The organism is Nonomuraea sp. NPDC050790 (genome assembly GCF_044456745.1).
Taxonomy (GTDB): domain Bacteria; phylum Actinomycetota; class Actinomycetes; order Streptosporangiales; family Streptosporangiaceae; genus Nonomuraea.
Window position 1 is genome coordinate 626,425 of the sequence record NZ_JBITGF010000001.1, and the last position, 20,177, is coordinate 646,601.

A 20,177-nucleotide genomic window follows, 5' to 3' on the forward strand; every position below is an offset into this window, starting at 1 on the left:
CCGCGGGCATTGTGACAGCGGCCCTCGAAGAATCTTGTTCTACTCCACGAGCTTCCCCTCGCTGGAGACGTCACGCATGAGCGCCGCGATTTCCGCCGGGATCGGGGGGATGGACTCCTTCTCCACCGATCCGGGCCCGGACCACACGAAGTTGACCTGGAGCGCCGGGTCGAGGTCGGGGTAGTCGGAGCGGTTGTGGCAGCCGCGGGTCTCGCGGCGTTCCACGGCGGTCTCGATGGTCGCGCGGGCGGCGAGCGCGGCCGACTTCAGGTCGAAGGCGTGGGCCAGGTCCTGGAAGCCCGCGATGTCCGGGTGCACGCCGACCTCGCCGATGCGCGCGTCCAGCGCGGTGAGCTCGTCCAGGCCCTTCTTCAGGCCGCTCTCGTCGCGTACCACGCCGGCGTGCTCGGTCATGATGTTGCGCAGGGTGCGCTGCAGGGCCCGCACGTTCTCCGGTCCGTCGGCGGCCAGCAGCCCGTCCACCTCCGCCCGCGCCTCGTCGAGCGCCTCGGCGGAACGGCGCTGCGCCTCCAGTCCGGCGGAGTAGTCCGCGGCCTCCTGGCCCACGATGCGGCCGAACACGAGCAGCTCGATGAGCGAGTTGCCGCCCAGCCGGTTGGCGCCGTGCAGGCCGCTGGCCGCCTCGCCGATCGCGTACAGGCCGTCGACGCCGGTGCCGTGGTCCTCGGGCCGCACCCAGACGCCGCCCATCGAGTAGTGCGCGGTCGGCGCGATCTCGATCGGGTCCTTGGTGATGTCGAGCATCTGCAGCTCCATGAGCGTCTGGTAGACGCGTGGCAGCTTCTCCATGATCGTCTGCCGGGGGAGGTGCGACACGTCGAGCCACACCCCGCCGTCCGGGGTGCCGCGCCCTTCCTTGATCTCGGTGTACGCGGCCAGAGCCACCCGGTCACGCGTGGACAGCTCCATGCGCTCCGGGTCGTACCGGGACATGAAGCGTTCACCGAGGTTGTTGCGCAGGATGCCGCCCTCGCCGCGGGCCGCCTCCGAGACGAGGGTGCCGGCCGCGTTCTCGGGGGAGATGAGGCCGGACGGGTGGAACTGCACCAGTTCGGGGTCGCGGATCCGGCAGCCCGCGAGGCTGGCCAGGCGGAAGGAGTCGCCGGTGTTCTCGTCGCGGCGCGAGGAGGTGCGCCGCCAGATGCGGGTGTGGCCGCCGGCCGCCAGGATGACCGCGTCGGCGTGGATCACGTAGCGGCGGCCGTCGGTCAGGTCGAAGCCGTAGGCGCCGAAGACCGCGTTGTCCTTGACCAGGATGCGGGTGATGTAGGCGGTGTCGAGGATCGGCACGTCCAGCTCCTGCGCCCGGTTGATCAGGGTGCGCTGGATCTCCAGTCCGGTGTAGTCGCCGGCGTAGGCGGTGCGCCGGTAGGTGTGGGCGCCGAAGAAACGCTGCGAGATGCGCCCGTCCTGTTCCTGGGCGAACGGCATGCCGTACCGCTGAAGATCTTCGATGCCGCGCGCCGCGCCTTCAGTAACGATCTGCACGGTTTTGGGGTTGGCGAGAAGATAGCTTTCCTTGAGGGTGTCCGCGGCGTGTTGCTGCCAGGTGTCCTCCGGGTCCATCGTGGCCAGCGCCGCGTTGATGCCACCGGCGGCGAGCGCGGTGTGCGCGTCCGCCTTGGGCCGTTTGCCCACCGCCAGGACGCTGACACCCCGCTCGGCGAGTTCGATGGCGGCCCGCAGCCCGGCACCTCCCGTGCCGATCACCAGGACTGACGTGGCGATCCGGTTCTCTGGCGAGTACATGGCGCTCCTTTAACCGCATCCGCGAAAAACAGTTCCTAATGTAAGAAGGACCCGGCAGCCGGGCGGTTTGTGACATTGGTCCAGGTGAGAACGGTCACATTCGGCCGATCGCGCCAAGGAGGGGGCACAACGTGGTGCTGCACACCGACTCGGACGAACTGGAGGATCTGGACGAGGCGGCGGCGGTGTTCGACCGGCTGCGCTCGCGCCTGTTCGGAATCGCCTACCGGATGCTGGCCAGCGTCACCGAGGCCGAGGACCTGGTCCAGGACGTATGGCTGCGCTGGCAGACCTACGACCGCGCCAGGGTGGAGCACCCCGCGGGGTTCCTGGCGACGATCACCACCCGTCTGGCGCTCAATGCCGCCACCTCGGCCCGCGCCCGCCGCGAGACCTACCTCGGGCCCTGGCTGCCGGAGCCCGTCGACACCACCGCCGACCCCTACCTGGGCGCCGAGCGCGGCGAGGCCATGGAGTTCGCGGTCCTCATGCTTCTGGAACGGCTCTCGCCGCCGGAGCGCGCCGCCTACGTGCTGCGCGAGGCGTTCGACTACCCCTACCGGGAGATCGCCGAGATCGTCGAGGTCAGCGAGCCCGCCGCGCGCCAGCTCGTCAGCCGGGCCCGCAAACACCTGCGCGCCGGGCGGCGGGCCACGGTCACCGACGACGAGCGGCGCAGGCTGCTGACGGCCTTCATGGCCGCCGCCCGCTCCGGCGACCTGGAGGCGCTGGAGAAGCTGCTGGCCGCCGACGTGATCAGCTACGCCGACGGGGGCGGGGCCGTGCGGGCGGCCCGGTTTCCGGTGGAGGGTGCTGTGCGGGTGGCGAAGTACGTCAAGGCGTTCTCGGGGCACTTCTGGGTGGGGCTGGAGGTGGTATGGGCGCAGACGAACGGTCAGACCTCGGCCGTGCTGATGCGCGACGGCCAGGTGTACACGGTGCTGACGGTCGACGCCGCGCCCGACGGCATCGACCGGATCCTGTGGATCATGAACCCGGCCAAGTTCGGCGGGGTCACCACGGGCTCCGAGGAGGGTGGGTCCGCCACGGGCTTCGCGGACGGCGGGGCCGCCACCGGCGCCTAGGCGGGTGCCGGGGCCAGTCCGGCCGCTACCTCGGCCGCGATCTCGATGGCCCGCAGCGCCAGCGGCGAGTGGCTGCGCCCGGCCCGCCAGTGCAGGTAGATCTCTCTTGGCGGCGGGGACGGCAGCAGTTCGTGGACGCGCAGCCGTTCGTCGGACTGGACTCCGGCGCCGTGGACGGCCAGCCACGGCAGCACCGCCGAGCCCAGGTCGGCCCGCACCATCGACAGCAGCGTGTCGTTGACCGCGGTGCGGAACACGACCTGCGGCCGGGCGCCGCTACGCGCGAGGGCCTGCTCCATCGAGGGCTGGTCGCAGGTCAGCGGCCAGGCCACCATCGGGGCGCCGTCCAGCCGTTCCAGGGGGACCGGGCCGTCGGGGAACGTTCCGGCGGCGGCCACCAGCAGGTAGGGGTCGTCGAGCAGCTTGAGGTGCTCCAGGTCGCCGTCGATGCGGCCGTCGTAGAAGAGCAGGTCGAGGTCGCCGATGCGTGGCTGGTCCGGCTCCGCCTCCGACAGCCGGATGTCGCAGCCGGGGTGCTCGGCACGCAGCCGCCGTACGACGGAGGGCAGGATCACGCTCGACACGCTCTGGAAGGTGCCGATGTCGATCCGGCCGTCACCCGCCTGGAACCGCTCCACGGCCTCGGTCAGCGCCCGCGCCCTGGCCAGCAGCGCGCGGCCGTGGTCGAGGACGACGGACCCGAGCGGGGTGAGACGCACCGGCTTGGGACCGCCGGGACGGTCGAACACCAGGCCGCCGACCGCCTTCTCCAGGGCGGCGATCTGCTGGCTGACCGTGGACTGGGTGTAGCCGAGCCGCGTGGCCGCCCGGCCGAACGTACCCTCCTCGGCGACGGCGGCCATCGCCGCCAGATGCCGCAACTCAACCTCGGACATGCCACCTACCATAGCCCCAGGCGATTGATCTCGGGATAAATCATCGCTCTTCACGATTGAACACGAAAAATCGCGTTTGACCGGGATTGTGCGGGATCGGGATCATGTGCGGCGCCTTTGCCTCCGCCCAAGGCCGAGTGGCCGAGGTCCGGGACCATGATGGTGTTCCTGTGCATGGACGACGATGCCCATGAGAGATGCCGTGGCAGGGCGGTGACCGCGGAGCAGAAGCGGACGATCGCGGCGGCCCTCAAGCGGCTGCCCGAAGCTTCCATGGTGCGGTTCGTGGACCAGGACGAAGCGCTGCGCCAGTTTCGCGAGGACTACCGCCACAACGAAGCGCTGAGGTCGGCCGCCAGGAGGGCCGACATGCCGGAATCCTTCGAGGTCGAGATCCGGGTCCTGAAGCAGGAGTACGCCGCCCGCGTGGAGAAGCTGCCCGGGGTCTCCATGGTCGCCATGCTGAGGACCGGCTTCTGGCCCGGCAAAGCTCACGCGCGCGTCCGGCTCTGCCCCCCGCGGAACGACGTGGGCGGCTGCGAAGGGCGCGGGCAGGCGACCGACCGTGAGCGCGACGCCGTCTTCGAGGCATTCCGCACCCTCCAGAGCGTGCGGAGGATCTACCTCGAGCCGCGGGAGCACGCGATCAGGGACTGGGGGAATGCCTACACCAGCACCACGGTCGAGCAGAAGATCGTCACGCCCGCCATCGGGGAGAGCTTCCACCTCGTGCTGGCCGATCCGGTGGACCTCGCCCCGGTCGTCTCGGCGCTCAAGGGCCTTCCCGGCGTGGACGAGGTCGTGCGGCACTGATCCGTCCGCGCCCGGCGGCTACGGTGGCCAACCATGAAAATCATCGTGGTCGGCGGCAGCGGCTTTCTCGGCAGGGAGGTGGCCCGCCAGGCCGTGGCGGGCGGCCACCAGGTGGCCGCCACCTGTATGACCCGGCCGGGACAGGTGCCGGGGGTCGAGTGGCTGGAGCTTGACGTGCGCGACCCGGACGCCGTGGCCCGGCGGATCGGCGGGTACGGCCCCGACGTGGTGGTCAACGCCGCCTACCGTCCGGCCGACTGGAAGGTGACGGCGGTGGGCGCCGCGCACGTGGCCACCGCGGTGGCCGCCTCCGGGGGACTGCTGGTCCACGTGTCCAGCGACGCCGTCTTCTCCGGCGAGGCGGCCGGCTACGCCGAGGACGCCGTTCCCGATCCGATCAGCCCGTACGGCGCGGCGAAGGCGGCGGCCGAGGTGGCGGTGCGCGCGATCGTCCCGGCGGCGGCCATCGTGCGCACCTCCCTGATCGTCGGGGACGGTGACTCCTCACACGAGGCGTTCGTCCACACCCTGGCCGAGGGCGGGAAGGGCGTCCTGTTCACCGACGACGTGCGCTGCCCCGTGCACGTCGCCGACCTCGCCGCCGCCCTCCTGGAGCTGTACGACCAGGCCGGGATCCACCACGCCGCCGGTGCGGACGCGGTCAGCCGCCACGAGCTGGGACGGCTGGTGGCCCGCCGCGACGGGCTCGACCCCGCGTGCCTGCCGTCCGGCCGCCGCACCGACACGAACCTGCGCGGACCGCTGGAGGTGCGCCTGGACTGCCACCGCACCCAGGCCCGCCTGCGCACCAGACTGCGCGGCGCACACGAGTTCCTCCGCTGACACCGAACCGATCCCCAGAACCGACACAGCGCAAAATCAGGAGGGGTTTTGGTGCTGCGAACCGTCCCGGTTCAGGCGGGGAAGCTGATGTACGCCGGAGGCACCGCCGTCGCCAGCCAGACGCCGTTGGCGGTCAGGTGGAAGGCGTGGCCGCCGGCGTGCATGGTGGCCGCGTCCACGACCAGGATGACCGGGCGGCCGCGGCGCGCGCCCACGCGCCGGGCGGTCTCGCGGTCGGGGGACAGGTGCACGTGGTGGCGGTTCATCGGGCGCAGGCCCTCGGCCCTGATGGCCGGCAGCACCCGGGACACCGTCCCGTGGAAGAGCACGTCCGGCGGCGTCGCGACCGGCAGGTCCAGGTCGACGGGGACCGAATGGCCCTGGTTGGCGCGGATGCGGCCGTCCTCGACGGTGAAGCGGCGCTTGTCGTTCTTCGCCACGGCCTCGTCGAGCTCCTGCCGGGTGATGGAGAAGCCGTGGGCCGCGGCGGCGGCCAGCAACGCCTCGACGTCCGTCCAGCCATTGGCGTCGAGCTCCAGGCCGATCCGGCCGGGGTCGTGACGCAGGTGCCTGGACAGGTACTTCGAGACGCGCACCAGCCGCCGCTCGTCCATCAGCGCAGCCCCGCGAACAGGTCGTCCTCGTGCTCGGGGGCCTCGACCGTGGAGCTGACCCGGATGAACGCCTCGTGCGAGAACGCCATGCGCTGCGCCTCCTCGGGCATCTGCAGGACGAAGATGCTGTCGCCCTGGCTGGCGTGCGCGCGCAGCGCCTTCAGCTTGCGCTCGATCCCCTGGGAGACGTCCACGACGGTGGTGATCAGCTCGTCGGGGGTGCCGAAGTCGGCGTCGAAGTCGAAGTCGTCGCCGAAGTCGACGCCCGCCGCCTTCATGTGCTCGAACATCTCGCGCATGCGCGCCCGGGGGATGGCGGTGTAGTAGAACTTCGCCGGGATGCCGGTGCTCTCCGCCGCGGCGACGGCGACGCGGTGGGCCTGGATGTGGTCGGGGTGGCCGTAGCCGCCGTTCTCGTCGTAGGTGACGACGACCTGCGGCCGGTACTTCTCGATCAGGGCGCTCAGCTTCGCGGCGGCCTCCGCGACCGGCACGTTGGCGAAGGCCGAGGTGTCGTGGTTGGCGTCCCAGCCGTCCATGCCGGAGTCCTGGTAGCCGAGCAGCTCGACGTGGGTGATGCCCAGGTGCCCGGCCGACTCGCGCAGCTCGTCGAGCCGCTGCCTGGCCACGGCGGCGGCGTCGTGGCCGTCCTGGCCCGGTTTCACCCCGCCGGGACCGTCGCCCTGCTCCCCGTTGGTACAGGTCACGAGGATGGTGCGGATGCCCTCGTCGGCACAGCGGGCGAGGACGCCGCCGGTGCTCAGGACCTCGTCGTCGGGGTGGGCGTGCACGGCCATCAGCGTCAGTTGGTCCATGGGGGTGGAGCCTACTCGGCGGGGGTGACAGAACAGGGCGGCCGGTACGGCAGGCCGGGGAAGTGCGTCGCCCACTGGGCCGCGGTGATCCGGGGGAAGGCGGCCTCGCACAGGCGGGCGGCCAGCCGTACCGTGCTGGTCTCCCAGAGCAGCGCCGTGCGGTCGTGACTGCCGGTCGCCAGGGTGTGACCGTCGGGACTGAACGCGACGGAGGAGACCCCGTCGGCGTGCGCGCCGAGCGCGGCCATCTCCACGGGGCGGCGCCGGTCGGTGAGGTCCCACAGGCGCAGCGAGCGGTCGTTGCCCGCGGTGGCCAGGCGGCGGCCGTCGGGGCTGAAGGCGACCATGGACACGCTGCCGGTGTGCCCGGCGAGCGTGGCCAGCGCGCGGGCGTGGGCGGGGTCGGAGACGTCCCACAGGCGCGCGGTGCGGTCGAAGCTCGCGGTGGCCAGCGTGCGGCCGTCGGGGCTGTAGGCCAGGGCGTTGATGCCGTCGGCGTGGCCGGTCAGCGTGGACAGGGGGACGGGGCGGCTCAGGTCGGCGACGTTCCACAGCCGGGCGTCGTGGTCCCAGCCCGCGGTGGCCAGGGTACGGCCGTCGGGGCTGAAGGCGAGCGTGTTGACGCCTTCCGCGTCGGCCGTGAACCCTCCGGCGGGGCGGGGGTCGCGCGGGTCGCGTACGTCGGTGAAGCGCACGGTGGTGTCGAGGCTCGCGCTGGCCAGGATCGCGCCGTCGGCGGTGAAGGCGACGGCGTTGACGTTGGCGGTGTGGCCGGTCAGCGTCGCCAGCGCGTACGGGCGGGCGGCGGCGACGTCCCAGAGCCGGACCGTGCGGTCGTAGGCGGCGGTGGCCGCGACGGCGCCGTCCGGGCTGAAGGCCACGCCCCACACGGCCGCCTCGTGGCCGGTCAGGACGGCGCGCTGCCGGGCTCGGCCGGGCTCGGCCACGTCCCACAGGCGCAGCGCGCGGTCCTCGCCGACGGTCGCGAGCGTGCGGCCGTCGGGGCTGAAGGCCAGCCAGTAGACGCCGCCGTCGGTGTGGCCGGTCAGCGCGGGATAGGGCAGGTCCCAGAGGCGCACGGTGTAGTCGTCGCTGGCCGAGGCCAGCATCCGCCCGCCGGGCGCGAACACGGCCGAGACCGCGTTGCCGGTGTGCCCGCCGAGCGTGGTCAGCGCCCTCGGCCGCCGCGGGTCGGCGACGTCGGTCAGGCGGACGTTGTCGTCGTGCCCGGCGCTGGCGAGCGTGCGGCCGTCGGCGCTGAAGGCGACCGCGCGCACGATGTCCTCGTGGTCGCCGACGCGCGAGAGCCCGCGCGGCGCGCGGGTCCCGTCCACCTGCCAGAGCCGGACGTCGCCGTCGTTGCCCGCCGTGGCGAGCAGTCGCCCGTCCGGCCGGTAGGCGACCCAGGCCACGGGCCCGGCGTGCCCGCGCAGCGCGACCTGTCCGGCCTGGCCGCGCGATGCCGCGACGGGCCGGCCGGGGCCGGACAGGTCCCACAGCCGGGCGGTGTGGTCGAAGCTGCCGCTGGCCAGCGTGCGGCCGTCCGGGCTGAAGGCCACCGACACCACGGCGGCGCCGTGGCCGCGCAGGCCCGCCGCGAGGCGCCGCTCCGCGACGTCCCACACCCGCACCACGCGGTCGTCGCTCGCCGTGGCCAGGAACCGGCCGTCGGGGCTGAAGGCGAGCGCGTTCACGTTGGCGTCGTGCGGCAGTACGGCCGGCGCCGCCCGCCCGGGATCGGCCACGTTCCACAGCCGGACCGTGTGGTCCCAGCTCGCCGTGGCCGCCAGCCTGCCGTCGGGGCTGAAGGCGGCGGCGTTGACGTTGCCGCGGTGACCGGCCAGCACGGCGGTGCGGCGCGGCCGGTGCGGCAGGGTGACGTCCCAGAGCTGCGCGGTCCGGTCGCGGCTCGCGCTGATCAGCGTGCGGCCGTCCCGGCTCACCGCCACCGCGTTGACCCGGTCGGTATGCCCGGTGATGCGGACGGCGTAGGGGGTGGCGAAGACGCGCAGCAGGCTGTTGCGCGCGTCCTCGGTGGGCGACAGGCGGTAGGCGGCCAGGCTGAGCTGCGCCGACAGGGCGGGATCGGTCTGGCGGAGCCGGTCGGCCCCGGCGGCGACCTTCTGCGACAGGGCGAGGTCGCGCTGGCGGGTGGCGGCCTGCTCGGAGCGGACGGCGTAGATCGTGGTGGCGGTGGTCAGCAACACCAGGACGGCCAGCAGCGCCGTGAGCCGCCGCAGCCGTCTGGCGCGGTGGCGGGCCGCGGCCTGGTCCTCGGCCGCCGCGGCGGCGCTGGCCGCGAGGAAGTCGCGCTCGCGCGGTGACAGCAGCGTGCGGTGCGCGGCGGCCCATTCCAGGGCCAGGGCCAGGCGGGTGCCGCGGTGCAGGGCGGCGTGGTCCCTGGACTCCTCCTCCCACGCTTCGGCGGCCTCGGTGATCTGGCGGTGCACGCGCAGCCCCTCGCGGTCCTCGGCCAGCCAGCCGCGCAGCCGGGGCCAGGACCTGATCAGCGCCTCGTGCGCGATCTCCACGGCGTCGCCGTGCAGGGTGATGAGCCGGGCGCGGGCCAGCGCCTCGAGCACCTCGGCGGCCTGCGGGTGGTCGAGCTCGTCGCGGGAGATGCGGCGCTTGGTGTCCTCGGTGCCCTCGCCGAGCGCGGTCAGCCGCAGGAAGATCTGCCGGACCAGCGCCCGCCCGGTGGGGCCGAGCGCGGCGTAGACGGCCTCGGAGGTCTGCGCGACGGCCCGCTCGATCCCGCCGGTGGCCTCGTATCCGGCCAGGCTGACGGTGTTGCCGCGGCGCCGCCGCCAGGTCTCCAGCAGCGTGTGGGACAGCAGCGGCAGCACGCCGGCCTGCCCGGTGGCGTCGGCGACCAGCCGGGAGACCAGCGCGGTCTCGACGCGGTAGCCGAGGTCGACGGCGGGCTGGGTGATCGCCTGGTGGAGTTCCTCGGCCGTCATCGGGCCGACCAGGACCTGCGCGTCCTGGAGGACCTCGGCCAGCGCCGGGTGCTGGGCGCAGTGGTGGTAGAAGTCGGTGCGCACCCCGATGACCACGCGGGTGCGGTTGCCGGGATCGTCCGCCGCGGTGACCAGCGCGGCGATGGCCGCGGCCCGCTCGGCGGGGTCCTGGCAGAGCGTGAAGACCTCCTCGAACTGGTCGGCGACCAGCACGAAGTCGTCCTCGGAACCTTCCTTGGCCACGATCTGCCCGGTCAGCATGCCGAGCGCGGCCGGCCGTGCGGTCAGGTCCCCGAGCAGGCCGCCGGGCGCGACGCCGAGCATCGCGCCCAGCCCGGTCGCGTACTCGCGCAGCGGATGGGCGCCGGGCGTCAGCACCAGCGAGGGCCGCCCGGCGAGGGCGGGCAGCAGCCCCGCGCGCAGCAACGACGACTTGCCGGAGCCCGAGGCTCCCAGCACCGCGACGAACCTGCGCTGCGCCACCATCGTGCGCACCCGCTCCACCAGCCGCTCGCGGCCGTGGAAGCGCGCGGCGTCCCGCCGCCCGAAGGTGGCCAGCCCCAGGTACGGCGCCGCCACCTCCTCGGCCGGCTCCGGCGGCGCCAGTTCGTCGGCCAGGGCGTGCCATCGGGCCTCCCATTCCCGGAGGTCCCCGCCGCACGCGGCGACATAAGCCAGCGCCACCGACAAACTCGGAAGTTTACGGCCGCCGGCCGCCTCAGAAAGGGTGCTGGCCGAGTAATGAGCGCGTTTGGCGAGTTCCCGGTACGACGGCGTCCCGGCCTTTTCCCTGAGTTTCCTCAGTTCGGCCGCGAACCGCGATAACCCGTCGTCAGCCGGATCGAGCGGGCGTTCCTGGCGAGGTATCGTCGCCCTCCTTGTCGGTTGGCCGCGGGGTTCATTGTTCAGCGCTTGATGTTCGGTGTCCAGGGCGTGGGAGCGAACAATGCCTTTACTCCCATACAGAGCGGTCCACGCAGAAAGGAGGCGTTCGCGAAAAGCGGATTGAGACCGGCCGGAACACCGAACGGAAACGAGCAGACATGACCATGAAGAGACCTCGCGGTGGCCCTCGTCGCCTTCGCCGCACTCCTGGGACTCGCCGGCCCGGCGCAGGCGGCCCCCGTGGCCCCGGCGCAGGTCTCGGCCGACGGGGCCCCGCCCTTGCCCAGGTCAGCGGGCGGCGACGGTGGCCGCCAGCACCAGGCTGGCCGCGCCCCTGGCGTGGGCGCTGTCGTCCCACGGCCGCACCGAGATCTCCAGGCCCGACAGGACTCCGCCCTCCACCGCGGGGCGGAATCCCGGCTCCAGGTAGGGCCACAGCACGTGGCTCTCACCGATGACCGTGAGGGCCCGCACCGCGAGCACGTTGACGATCCCGGCCGCCGCCCGGCCCAGCGTGGCGCCGGCCTCGGCCATCAGGTCGCGGATCCCCGGCCGGTCGGCCAGCGCGAGCGCGTGCAGCTCGTCCACGGCCACCGCCCGCGAGGTCAGCCCGCGCTCCAGCGCCCGCGCGGCCAGCGCGTAGTCCGCGGCGTAGGTCTCCACGCAGCCACGCCGCCCGCACACGCACGGCGGCCCGTGCGGATCGACGGGCACGTGCCCGAACTCGCCGGCCACGCCGTCCGGCCCCCGGTGCACCCGCCGCCCGAGCACGATGCCCATGCCGACGCCGCCGCCGACGGCCAGCACGAGGAAGTCGTCGTGGTCGCGCCCGGTGCCGAACAGCAGCTCCGCCGTGGTGCTGGCCCGCGTGTCGTTGTCGATGAGCACCGGCACCGGCAGCAGTTCGGCCAGGCGGGGGCGCAGCGCCAGGTCCGACCAGCCGAGGTGCGGCGAGAGCCGTACCACTCCCTTGGCGGGGTCGATCACGCCCGGCACGGCGAGCCCGACGCCGCGCACCCGCTCGCCCGTGCCCGGCTCGCCGAGCACCTCCAGGCAGGTCTTGGCGAGCTGCTCGACGGGCTCGTGGCGGGGGTCGAACGGCAGGGTGAAACGGCGCACCTCGCTGCCGTTGAGCCGCATGAGCACGCCCACCACGTGGGTGTGGTGCACGCGCAGGCCGAGCGTGTAGGCGGCGTCGGGCAGCACCTCCAGCGGCACCCTCGGCCGGCCGCGCCCGCTCACCTGGGGTGCGAGTTCCCGCAGGTAGCCTAGGTCGATGAGCCTCCGCGTGTGCTCGGTGACGGTGGCCGCGCCGAGCCCCAGCCGGGCCGCGATCTCCGAGCGGTTGAGCGGCTCCCGCCCGAGCATGGCCAGGATCTCCGCCCTGACCAGATCTTCGCGCAATGTTCCTCCTGCCCCTTGACGTCCTCGGCCGACCAAGCCTAGGGTCCCGGACCATAATAATTTCGTCGCCGAAATTAAGGAAACCGCACATGAAGGGCTTTCTTGCAGCGGGGCTCGCGCTCGTCCTCGGGGCCACCGCCTGTGGCGGTGGCGGCGCATCCGGTACGGCGGGCGGCGCCAAGCAGGACGACGGCACGGTCACCCTCGACTGGGAGATGTGGGCGGGCAGCGAGGACGAGAAGGCCCAGCTCGACCACCTCGCCCAGCTCGTCACCCAGCAGAACCCCAAGATCAGGATCGCGCTGCGCACCGCGCCGTTCAACGACTACTTCACCAAGCTGCAGACCGAGTTCGCCGCGGGCAAGCAGGCGTGCATCGTCTCCATGCAGAGCCTGCGCCTGGGCGCCTACGCCGACCTCATGGAGCCGCTGACCGCCCCTCAGGGCTTCGAGCCCGCCTCCCTGCAGGCGCTGTCGGTGGACGGCAAGCAGCTCGCCCTGCCGTACGACCTGGCCTCGATGCTCGTCTACTACAACAAGGACGCCTTCGCGAAGGCCGGGCTGCCCGAGCCGAAGGCGGGCTGGACCGTCGCCGACTTCGAGAAAGCCGTCAAGACGCTCGCGACCGGCGGCAAGGCCGGGTTCGGCATGTCCTTCTCCGACCTGCACACGCTGTCGCTGCTGCTGTCCTACAACGGCGCCGCGCCGGTCACCGAGGACGTCAAGCTGCAGATAGACGGCCAGCCGATGACCGACGCGCTCACCTGGTACGCGGGCCTGGCCAAGGACAAGGCGGCCAGCGTGCCCGCCTCCTCCGCCGAGGGCGGCTGGGGCGAGACGCAGTTCGTCAACGGCAACGCCATGATGGCCGTGGACGGCTCCTGGAACCTCGGCTCCCACATCAAGGACGCCAAGTTCAAGGTCGGCCTCGCGCCGCTGCCCGCCGGCTCCGGCGGCTCCAAGACCTATGTCGCGGGCTCCGGCTTCGGCGTGGCCAAGAGCTGCCCGTACAAGGCCGAGGCGATCAAGGCGGTCGAGACGCTGACCGGCAAGGAGGCCCAGGCGTACCTGGCGGGCGTCGGACGGGGCTTCCCCGCCCGCACCGAGCAGCAGGCCGGCTACGAGGACTTCCTCGTCAAGCAGAACACCGGCAAGGCCGAGGACGTCAAGGCCGGCATGGCGGCGGTCAGGGACGGGCTGGAGGGCGGCATCCCGCTGTTCACCACGAAGAACTGGGACAACGTCAACAAGCTCATGGCCCAGTACTTCCTGCAGGTCTACACCGGGGCCCAGGCGCCCAAGGACGCCCTGGCCACGATCCAGCAGCAGGGAGCACGCGGCCAGTGAGGACTCGCGAGACGTGGAGCGCGCTCGGGTTCGCCACCCCGAGCGTGCTCGGCCTCGGGCTGTTCACGCTGTTCCCCGTCGGCATGGCCGTGGTCATGAGCTTCTTCGACTGGCCGATGCTGGGCGGCAGCGAGTTCATCGGGCTCGACAACTTCCGCTACCTGTTCGGCGAGGACCCCGACTTCCTGGCCGCGCTGCGCAACACGTTCGTCTTCACCGGCCTGTACGTGCCGCTGAACATCCTGCTCGCGCTCGGCCTGGCCTTCTGGATCAGCAACTCGCGCTGGCAGAACCTGTGGCGGGTGTTGTTCTTCATCCCGGCGATCACCCCGATGGTGGCCAACGCGGTCATCTGGAAGCTGCTGTTCCAGCTCGTCGGCACCGAGCCGAACCTGCTCGCCGACGGCCGCACGGCGCTGCTGTCGGTGGTGGCGATGAGTGTGTGGCAGGGCTTCGGCTACAACATGATCGTGTTCTCCGCGGCGATCAACGAGATGCCCAAGCCGGTGCTGGAGGCGGCCGCCCTCGACGGCGCCACCGGCCTGCGCCGCCTGGTCAGCGTGCAACTGCCGCTGATCTCGCCCGCGCTGTTCTTCGCCGCCACGATGACGGTGATCACCGCGCTGCAGGTCTTCACGCAGCCGTACATCCTGACGGCCGGCGGCCCCGGCAACGCCACCGAGACCCTCGTCATGAACGTCTACCAGGCCGGCTTCCAGTCCCGCGACCTGGGCCTGGCCGCCGCGGCGGCGTGGGTGCTGTTCGCGATCATCCTGGCCGTCACGTTCGTGCAGTTCCTCGGGCAGAAGCGGTGGGTGCACTATGAAAGCTAGGAGCCCGCTGAAGAGCACCGTCTCGCACGTCCTGCTGGCCGCGGTCACGCTGGCCTTCCTCTACCCGCTGATCTTCGCGGTGGCCACCGCGCTGAAGCCGGCCGGGGAGACCTTCTCCGACCCCGGCGCGCTCGTGGGCTCCTCGATCCGCTGGCAGAACTTCGCCGACGTCTTCACCTACGTGCCCTTCCAGCGCTACATCCTCAACGGCGTGCTGGTCGCCGGCGTCGGCACGCTCGTCGTGCTGACCGCCTCGGCGCTGTCGGCCTACGCCTTCGCCGCGCTGCGCTGGCGCGGGCGCGACGGCGTCTTCCTGATCTTCCTGGCCACGCTGATGGTGCCGCAGGAAGTGCTGGTCGTGCCCATGTTCATCCTCATGCAGTCGCTCGGCTGGGTGGACACCTACCAGGCGCTGATCTTCCCGTGGGCCTTCACCGCGTTCGGCACGTTCCTGCTGCGCCAGTTCTTCCGCTCGGTGCCGCGCGAGATGCAGGAGGCCGCCCGCATCGACAGCGCCGGCGAGCTGCGCATCTTCGGCCAGATCATGCTGCCGCTGGCCAGGCCCGCGCTCGGCGTGCTGGCCGTCTTCACCTTCATCAACTACTGGAACAGCTTCCTGTGGCCGCTCATCATGATCAACGACGTGAGCGCGCGGGGCACCGTCCCGCTCGGCCTGCAACTGTTCTTCGGCCAGAACGGCAACCAGTGGCACCTGGTCATGGCCGCCTCCATCGTCTCCATCCTGCCGACCCTGCTGCTGCTCATCGCCCTGCAGAAGCACCTGGTCAAGGGCATCGCCACCGCCGGCCTGGCCGGCCGCTGAAAGGATCGGTCTTGCTGCAGTTCGACCGCCGCGTCGGGCCCGACCTGGGCGTCACCTACCCGTCGCGGGAGGTTCCCGCGTGGTACAGGGACGCCAAGTTCGGCGTGTTCGTCCACTGGGGCCTGTACTCGGTGCCCGGCTGGGCCAGCCCCCGGCTGCCGGGCCAGAACGTGCCCGCGGAGCTCGAATACAGCCACCACCAGTACGCCGAGTGGTACGCCAACACCGTCCGCGTCCCCGGCTCGCCCGCGCAGGAGTTCCACGAGCGCAGGTACGGCGTGGGCGTCTCCTACGAGGACCTGGCCGACGTCTGGACCACCGAGGCGTTCGACCCGGCCGGATGGATGCGCCTGTTCGCCGACTGCGGCGCCCGCTACGTCGTGCCCACGGCCAAGCACCACGACGGCTTCTGCCTCTGGGACACCGCCACGACCCCGTTCAACAGCGCCCGCCGCGGCCCCCGCCGCGACCTCATGGGCGCCATGGCCGAGCAGGCGCGCGCGGCCGGGCTGCGGCTGGGCTTCTACTTCTCCGGCGCGCTCGACTGGCACGTGTCGAACTTCCCGCCCATCCGCTCGCTCACCGACCTGTTCACGCTGCGGCGCAACGACGAGGCGTTCTCCCGCTACTCCTTCGAGCAGGTGGCCGAGCTGGTCGAGCGGCACGCCCCCGACCTGCTGTGGAACGACATCGACTGGCCCGACTCGGCCAAGGCGGGCGGGCCGTACGGGCTGAGCGAGCTGTTCGCGCGCTACTACGCGCGCGTGCCCGACGGCGTGGTCAACGACCGGTGGGGGGTGGCGCACCTCGGCTACCGCACCCGCGAGTACCAGTCGGAGTCGCGCACCTCGCCGTGGGTGTGGGAGGCCACGCGCGGGCTCGGGCAGTCGTTCGGCTACAACCGGGCCGAGGACGAGCGGCACCTGCTGGGGCGGCAGGAGGTGGTGCACCTGCTGGTGGACACCGTCGCCAAGAACGGCAACCTGCTGCTCAACATCGGCCCGCACGCCGACGGGTCGCTGCCGGCCGAGCAGGTGGAGCGGCTGCGGTTCCTGGGGGAGTGGCTGCGGGTCTTCGGGGCCGCCGTCTACGGCACCCGCCCCTGGGTACGGCACGCCGAACCGGCCGGCCCGCCGGTGCGCTACACGGTACGGCCCGACGGCACGCTCAACGTCATCGCGCTGGACCCGGGCGCCGGGGCGCTGACGCTGGCCGGGGACCTGGTCGAGGCGGCGCGGGCGACGGGCTCGTGGGAGCAGGGGGAGGCGGCCCTGGTCGACGCCTCGGGCAACGTCGAGATTCCCGAGGGACTGCGCGGGCTGCCGGCCGCCGTCCTCGCCCTGCGGGCGCCCTGACCTCACGCCTGCCGTACCAGCTCGCCGGCCTTGAGGCGGGCGGCGGCAGCGGCGGCCCGCTCGCCGAGCTGGTCGGCCAGCGCGCCCTGCTTGAGCCAGTTGAACGGGCTGCACGGGCGCACCCCGATGCGCTCGCTCAGCAGCACCCTGGCCACGTCTCCACGGCCGCCGCGCAGCGCCGCCTCCAGCAGCGTCTTCTGCACGGCGTCGCGCTGGGCGTGGCTGCCGCCGAACTCGTTGATCCGGTGCCGGATCGGATACAGCAGGTCCACCACCGTGTCGTACGCGCCGCGGCCGAAGGCGGCGATCGCCCGGCAGACCGGCAGGCCCACCCGGGCGGTCATCTCCTGGTTGGTGACGCCCGGGCACGGCCCGGCCAGGTAACGCTCCCGGTCGGCGATCAGCCGGTCCGCCTCCGCGAGGCGGCCCGAGCCGGTGTAGGCCATGACGGCGTGCATGTCGTTGAACGCGTAGAACGCCTCGCCCGTCTTGGGCGCCCAGGCGTCGGCCAGGGCCCGCCAGCGCTCGTGGCGTACGTCGCCTTCGAGGTAGAGCCGCCACAGCAGCGCCGCGGCGTCGAGCAGCTCCATCACGCCCTGGCCGCCGGCCAGCACGGCGTCGTAGATCTCCAGCGCCCGCCCGGTGTCTCCGGCTTCGAGCGCGTACAGGGAGTAGTGCCACCAGTTGTGCACGTTGAAGAACGTGCCGGTGGACCAGTCGTCCAGCCGGGCGTCCAGGTAGCGCACGCCCTGGCCGAAGCGGCCCTGCATCTCGTAGGTGTGCACGACCGCGTGGATGCCCCAGACGTCGCGGGCGTTGAGCTCGACCGCGCGCAGGCCCACCTCCTCCGAGCGGTCGTAGTGGCCGGCCTCCTCCAGCCCGAAGGCGTACATGCCCAGCACGTGGCCGTAGTGCGGGTCGTCGGCCGTCCAGGCGGTCAGCGCGCCGCCGATCCTGTCGCGCAGCGAGCGGGCGTCGCCGGTGAAGAAGTCGACCTGATGGCCGGTGGCCAGGGCGAGCGCGTCGCGCGGGTGCTCCTCGGTGATCGCCTGCAGCCGCCTGCCGCAGGTGCGGAAGTCGCCGTCCAGCAAGGACTGCACCGCCGCCACGTGGGCCCGTTCCCTGGGCAGCAGGAGGCTCTCGTCGGCGCCGGCGCGGAAGCGGGCGAAGCGCTCGCGGGCCGCCCTGGCGTCGTCGGGCTCGGTGGTGAGCAGCCCGAGGTAGGCCGAGAGCACCTGGCCCATCGCGAACCCGGGCCGCTCCGCCACGGCGTCCGCCGCGTGCGCGTCCACCTCGACGCGGAAGTGCAGCAGCGCGTCGACGGCCCGGTCGTAGTGCCGTACGGCGGCGGCGGAGCCGGTGGTCGCGAGTCCGTGCTGGTCGGTGGTCATGACTCCAAACTACGGCGGGCAGAGCGCCAGGCCCGCGCCGACGTCGGCCAGGTCGGACTCCGGCACGAAACCGGCGAGGGTGGCCGCGGCCAGCAGCCGGTTGGTGACCATCGACGCGCGCGTCACGGAGGTGGCGGGCAGCGTCTCGCGCAACGCCTGCCACCACAGCGCCGCCACCCCCGCCACGTGCGGCGCCGCCATGCTCGTCCCGTTCTTGGCGGCCAGCCCGCCGCCCAGCCTGGCCGAGAACACGTCCTTGCCCGGCGCGCACACGTCCGCGAACGTGTTGGAGAACAGCGTCACGTCCAGTAGCCCCTCCACCTGCCGCAGCGCGCCCACGGCCAGCACCCCGTCGGCCGCCGCGGGCAGCTCGGCGCCCACCTCGAACGCCGGGTTCACCTCCCGCATGCTGGAGTTGCCCGTGGCCGCCACGACGACCGTGCCCTTGTCCACCGCGGAACGCTCGGCGAGCATCCGCATCAGCGAGTCGAACAGCCGCAGGTTGGCGCGGTAGCCCTCCAGCGCCCGCGCCGTGGCCAGGAAGACCGGCACCCCCTCGGCGACGTCCTCCTCGACGGCCTTGGTGAACGCGAACGACACCGACATCGTGATCACGTCCGCGCCCTCCTGCGCCGCCCACAGGATGGCCTGGAGCAGCGCGTCGGTGGTGCCGCCCCCGGCGTCCCTGATGACCTTGCCGATGAGCGCCCGGCCGATCCCCGGGGCCACGCCGATCCTGATGCCCTCCACCGGCCGTCCGAACACGGTGCCCGCGACGTGCGTGCCGTGGCCGCGCTTGTCGCCGTTGCCGTCGCCGGTGAAGTCCTTCTGCACGAACTCCATCCCGGCGAACGCCGCGTGCTCGGCGTCGATGCCGGAGTCCAGCACCGCGACCAGCGACCCCTCGCCGGTCCTGGTGGATCCCGGCGCCCCCACCGCCGCGACACCCCACGTCACGTCGGTCGGCGCCGCGGGCGCCGCGCCGTCCACGTCGACCGGCAGCGCCGTCGGCATCGACCTGGCCACGGCCGCCACGTCCGGCTCCGCGGCCAGCGCGCGGGCCTCCCCCTTGGTCAGGTCGAGCGTCTCCAGATGCGGCTCACCCGGCCCGCCGGCCTCGCGCCGCGCCTCCAGCGGGCCCGCGGTGAACGTCCTGGCCAGGTCCCGCAGCACGACGTATCTGTCGCCCATCACTTCCGCCTTTCCGAAGGTATGGGCCAAGCGTGGGCGAGGACGGCGGGCACCGCATGAGTAGGCCCTACTCAGCGCTCAGCGCGTGACCAGGTCCGTCACGCCCAGGGCGCCGAGCGCCTCCTCCACGGAACCGGCCGGGCGCAGCTCCCGCAGATGCTCGCGCCAGACCAGCAGGTCCTCGCGCCACGCGTCCAGGTAGCGCACGCACAGCTCCGGCGTGATGCGCGTCAGCCGTCCCAGCGCCGCGCGCAGCGACTCCTCCATCGCCGCCCGCCTACCCGGGTCCGCCTGGCCGAGGCGCGCGTGGATGTGCTCGATGAAGCTGCGGCGCCGGCGCAGGAACGTCCGCCAGTGCGCCAGATCCGCCTCGCTCACCGGCCGCCGGTCGTCCAGGAGCCAGAAGATGCCCTCCGCCAGCACGTCGCCGAACTCCTCGTCGCGGGCGCGCTCCGGGCTCTCGTAGGGGTCGTACGGCGCCTGCCACATCTGGCCCGTCACCGCCAGCCGGGGCACCTCGAGGACGAAGAACCAGTCCTCGTTGTAGACGTCGGGGAAGAACGAGCGCGCCTGCTCCGTGTCGACGACCAGCGCGCCGCTGCCCACGAAGGTGTCCTGGTCGCCGCCCACGTCCCGGTAGGCGTGGCAGACCACCGAGTTGTCCGGGTATCCGGAGACCGCCAGGGCCACCGCGCCGTGCTCCTCCAGCAGGGCGGCGGCCGAGCGCAGGTCGCCGGGGGAGGAGACCACGATGTCGTCGTCCAGGAAGGCCAGGTTGCGCCAGCCCATCATCCTGGCCAGCAGCAGCCCGGCGTTCCGCTTGGCCGCCAGGTCGCCGGGTCGCTGGAAGGAGTGGGGCAGCACGCGCGAGGTGGCGAAGCCGGGTAACCGGAGCTGCCCCGGCCCGGGGAAGTCGGCGGCGATCACCCAGGGCAGGCGCCGCCGTACCTGGGCCGCGGCGGTGCGGGAACCGCTGCACAGGGCGACCACGGGACAGCCGAGCTGCCTGGCCAGGTCGGCGGCGTGGTCGAGGAAGGCGGGCGGGCGCGCCGTCGGGATGACGATGGCGTCGATCCGCCCCGTACGCGCGGGAGCGGTTCGGGAGGAGAGCAGCTTGCGATGTGAGCCGTGATGGTCAGGTGACAAAGAAGCC

At 72.6% G+C, this 20,177-nt stretch carries 16 protein-coding genes; 7 read left to right on the forward strand and 9 right to left on the reverse strand.

What is annotated here, in order from left to right; genetic code table 11:
• Positions 1-39 precede the first annotated feature (39 nt).
• A complete protein-coding gene (locus tag ACIBEJ_RS02990) occupies positions 40-1,770 on the reverse strand; it encodes an L-aspartate oxidase (protein WP_397180884.1) in 1,731 nt (576 codons plus the stop codon).
• Positions 1,771-1,901: 131 nt separating this feature from the next.
• Here ACIBEJ_RS02990 and ACIBEJ_RS02995 point away from each other — a divergent pair, with 131 nt between their 5' ends.
• Positions 1,902-2,855: an RNA polymerase sigma-70 factor gene (locus ACIBEJ_RS02995; RefSeq protein WP_397180885.1), complete on the forward strand. Its 954-nt coding sequence runs from the start codon at positions 1,902-1,904 to the stop codon at positions 2,853-2,855.
• Here the strand turns inward: ACIBEJ_RS02995 and ACIBEJ_RS03000 are convergent.
• Complete coding sequence (locus tag ACIBEJ_RS03000) at positions 2,852-3,751, reverse strand: LysR family transcriptional regulator (protein WP_397180886.1); 900 nt, start codon at positions 3,749-3,751, stop codon at positions 2,852-2,854. The genes ACIBEJ_RS02995 and ACIBEJ_RS03000 overlap by 4 nt on opposite strands.
• A 156-nt stretch (positions 3,752-3,907) precedes the next feature.
• Here ACIBEJ_RS03000 and ACIBEJ_RS03005 point away from each other — a divergent pair, with 156 nt between their 5' ends.
• Together ACIBEJ_RS03005 and ACIBEJ_RS03010 are read left to right on the forward strand one after the other, a co-directional pair.
• Complete coding sequence (locus tag ACIBEJ_RS03005; RefSeq protein WP_397180887.1) at positions 3,908-4,564, forward strand: permease-like cell division protein FtsX; 657 nt, start codon at positions 3,908-3,910, stop codon at positions 4,562-4,564.
• A 33-nt stretch (positions 4,565-4,597) separates the two neighbouring features.
• A complete protein-coding gene (locus ACIBEJ_RS03010) occupies positions 4,598-5,407 on the forward strand; it encodes a sugar nucleotide-binding protein (RefSeq protein ID WP_397180888.1) in 810 nt (269 codons plus the stop codon).
• Positions 5,408-5,478: 71 nt separating this feature from the next.
• Here ACIBEJ_RS03010 and ACIBEJ_RS03015 read toward each other — a convergent pair whose 3' ends face one another.
• From ACIBEJ_RS03015 to ACIBEJ_RS03030, 4 genes are all read right to left on the reverse strand, one after another.
• Entirely contained in the window at positions 5,479-6,021 is a 543-nt protein-coding gene (locus ACIBEJ_RS03015; protein ID WP_397180889.1) for an RNA 2'-phosphotransferase, read from the reverse strand.
• Positions 6,021-6,836, reverse strand: a complete 816-nt coding sequence (locus ACIBEJ_RS03020) for a PIG-L family deacetylase (RefSeq protein WP_397180890.1) — start codon at positions 6,834-6,836, stop codon at positions 6,021-6,023. The genes ACIBEJ_RS03015 and ACIBEJ_RS03020 overlap by 1 nt, the downstream gene beginning before the upstream one ends.
• Positions 6,837-6,847: 11 nt before the next feature.
• A complete protein-coding gene (locus ACIBEJ_RS03025; protein WP_397181989.1) occupies positions 6,848-10,480 on the reverse strand; it encodes a hypothetical protein in 3,633 nt (1,210 codons plus the stop codon).
• Positions 10,481-10,969: 489 nt separating this feature from the next.
• The gene (locus ACIBEJ_RS03030) at positions 10,970-12,085 is read right to left on the reverse strand and encodes an ROK family protein (protein ID WP_397180891.1); all 1,116 of its coding nucleotides are present in this window, start codon (positions 12,083-12,085) and stop codon (positions 10,970-10,972) included.
• An 89-nt stretch (positions 12,086-12,174) separates the two neighbouring features.
• On the opposite strand from ACIBEJ_RS03030, the gene ACIBEJ_RS03035 reads away from it, so the two are divergent.
• Genes ACIBEJ_RS03035 through ACIBEJ_RS03050 form a run of 4 tightly spaced genes read left to right on the forward strand, consistent with a single transcriptional unit; the run spans position 12,175 to position 16,442 of the window.
• The gene (locus ACIBEJ_RS03035; protein ID WP_397180892.1) at positions 12,175-13,431 is read left to right on the forward strand and encodes an ABC transporter substrate-binding protein; all 1,257 of its coding nucleotides are present in this window, start codon (positions 12,175-12,177) and stop codon (positions 13,429-13,431) included.
• On the forward strand, positions 13,428-14,264 hold the full coding sequence (locus tag ACIBEJ_RS03040; protein ID WP_397180893.1) for a carbohydrate ABC transporter permease: 837 nt from the start codon (positions 13,428-13,430) through the stop codon (positions 14,262-14,264). The genes ACIBEJ_RS03035 and ACIBEJ_RS03040 overlap by 4 nt, the downstream gene beginning before the upstream one ends.
• A complete protein-coding gene (locus ACIBEJ_RS03045) occupies positions 14,254-15,087 on the forward strand; it encodes a carbohydrate ABC transporter permease (RefSeq protein WP_397180894.1) in 834 nt (277 codons plus the stop codon). Before ACIBEJ_RS03040 ends, ACIBEJ_RS03045 begins: the two co-directional genes overlap by 11 nt.
• Before the next feature lie 11 nt (positions 15,088-15,098).
• Complete coding sequence (locus tag ACIBEJ_RS03050) at positions 15,099-16,442, forward strand: alpha-L-fucosidase (RefSeq protein WP_397180895.1); 1,344 nt, start codon at positions 15,099-15,101, stop codon at positions 16,440-16,442.
• 2 nt (positions 16,443-16,444) lie between these two features.
• On the opposite strand, the gene ACIBEJ_RS03055 is transcribed toward ACIBEJ_RS03050, so the two are convergent.
• The 3 genes from ACIBEJ_RS03055 to ACIBEJ_RS03065 all read right to left on the reverse strand — a co-directional run bounded on the left by ACIBEJ_RS03055 (position 16,445) and on the right by ACIBEJ_RS03065 (position 20,170).
• Positions 16,445-17,833: a tetratricopeptide repeat protein gene (locus tag ACIBEJ_RS03055; protein ID WP_397180896.1), complete on the reverse strand. Its 1,389-nt coding sequence runs from the start codon at positions 17,831-17,833 to the stop codon at positions 16,445-16,447.
• Between the two features lie 9 nt (positions 17,834-17,842).
• On the reverse strand, positions 17,843-19,024 hold the full coding sequence (locus tag ACIBEJ_RS03060; RefSeq protein WP_397180897.1) for a S8 family peptidase: 1,182 nt from the start codon (positions 19,022-19,024) through the stop codon (positions 17,843-17,845).
• Between the two features lie 78 nt (positions 19,025-19,102).
• Positions 19,103-20,170: a glycosyltransferase family A protein gene (locus ACIBEJ_RS03065; protein ID WP_397180898.1), complete on the reverse strand. Its 1,068-nt coding sequence runs from the start codon at positions 20,168-20,170 to the stop codon at positions 19,103-19,105.
• Between the last annotated feature and the right edge of the window lie 7 nt (positions 20,171-20,177).

Excerpts from the sequence above, each read along its gene's own strand:
- ACIBEJ_RS03055 (WP_397180896.1), bottom strand. The coding sequence starts at position 17,833 with ATGACCACCGACCAGCACGGACTCGCGACCACCGGCTCCGCCGCCGCC.
- ACIBEJ_RS03010 (WP_397180888.1), top strand. The coding sequence starts at position 4,598 with ATGAAAATCATCGTGGTCGGCGGCAGCGGCTTTCTCGGCAGGGAGGTG.
- ACIBEJ_RS03045 (WP_397180894.1), top strand. The coding sequence starts at position 14,254 with ATGAAAGCTAGGAGCCCGCTGAAGAGCACCGTCTCGCACGTCCTGCTG.
- ACIBEJ_RS03035 (WP_397180892.1), top strand. The coding sequence starts at position 12,175 with ATGAAGGGCTTTCTTGCAGCGGGGCTCGCGCTCGTCCTCGGGGCCACC.
- ACIBEJ_RS03015 (WP_397180889.1), bottom strand. The coding sequence starts at position 6,021 with ATGGACGAGCGGCGGCTGGTGCGCGTCTCGAAGTACCTGTCCAGGCAC.
- ACIBEJ_RS03020 (WP_397180890.1), bottom strand. The coding sequence starts at position 6,836 with ATGGACCAACTGACGCTGATGGCCGTGCACGCCCACCCCGACGACGAG.
- ACIBEJ_RS02990 (WP_397180884.1), bottom strand. The coding sequence starts at position 1,770 with ATGTACTCGCCAGAGAACCGGATCGCCACGTCAGTCCTGGTGATCGGC.
- ACIBEJ_RS03060 (WP_397180897.1), bottom strand. The coding sequence starts at position 19,024 with ATGGGCGACAGATACGTCGTGCTGCGGGACCTGGCCAGGACGTTCACC.
- ACIBEJ_RS03000 (WP_397180886.1), bottom strand. The coding sequence starts at position 3,751 with ATGTCCGAGGTTGAGTTGCGGCATCTGGCGGCGATGGCCGCCGTCGCC.
- ACIBEJ_RS03005 (WP_397180887.1), top strand. The coding sequence starts at position 3,908 with ATGATGGTGTTCCTGTGCATGGACGACGATGCCCATGAGAGATGCCGT.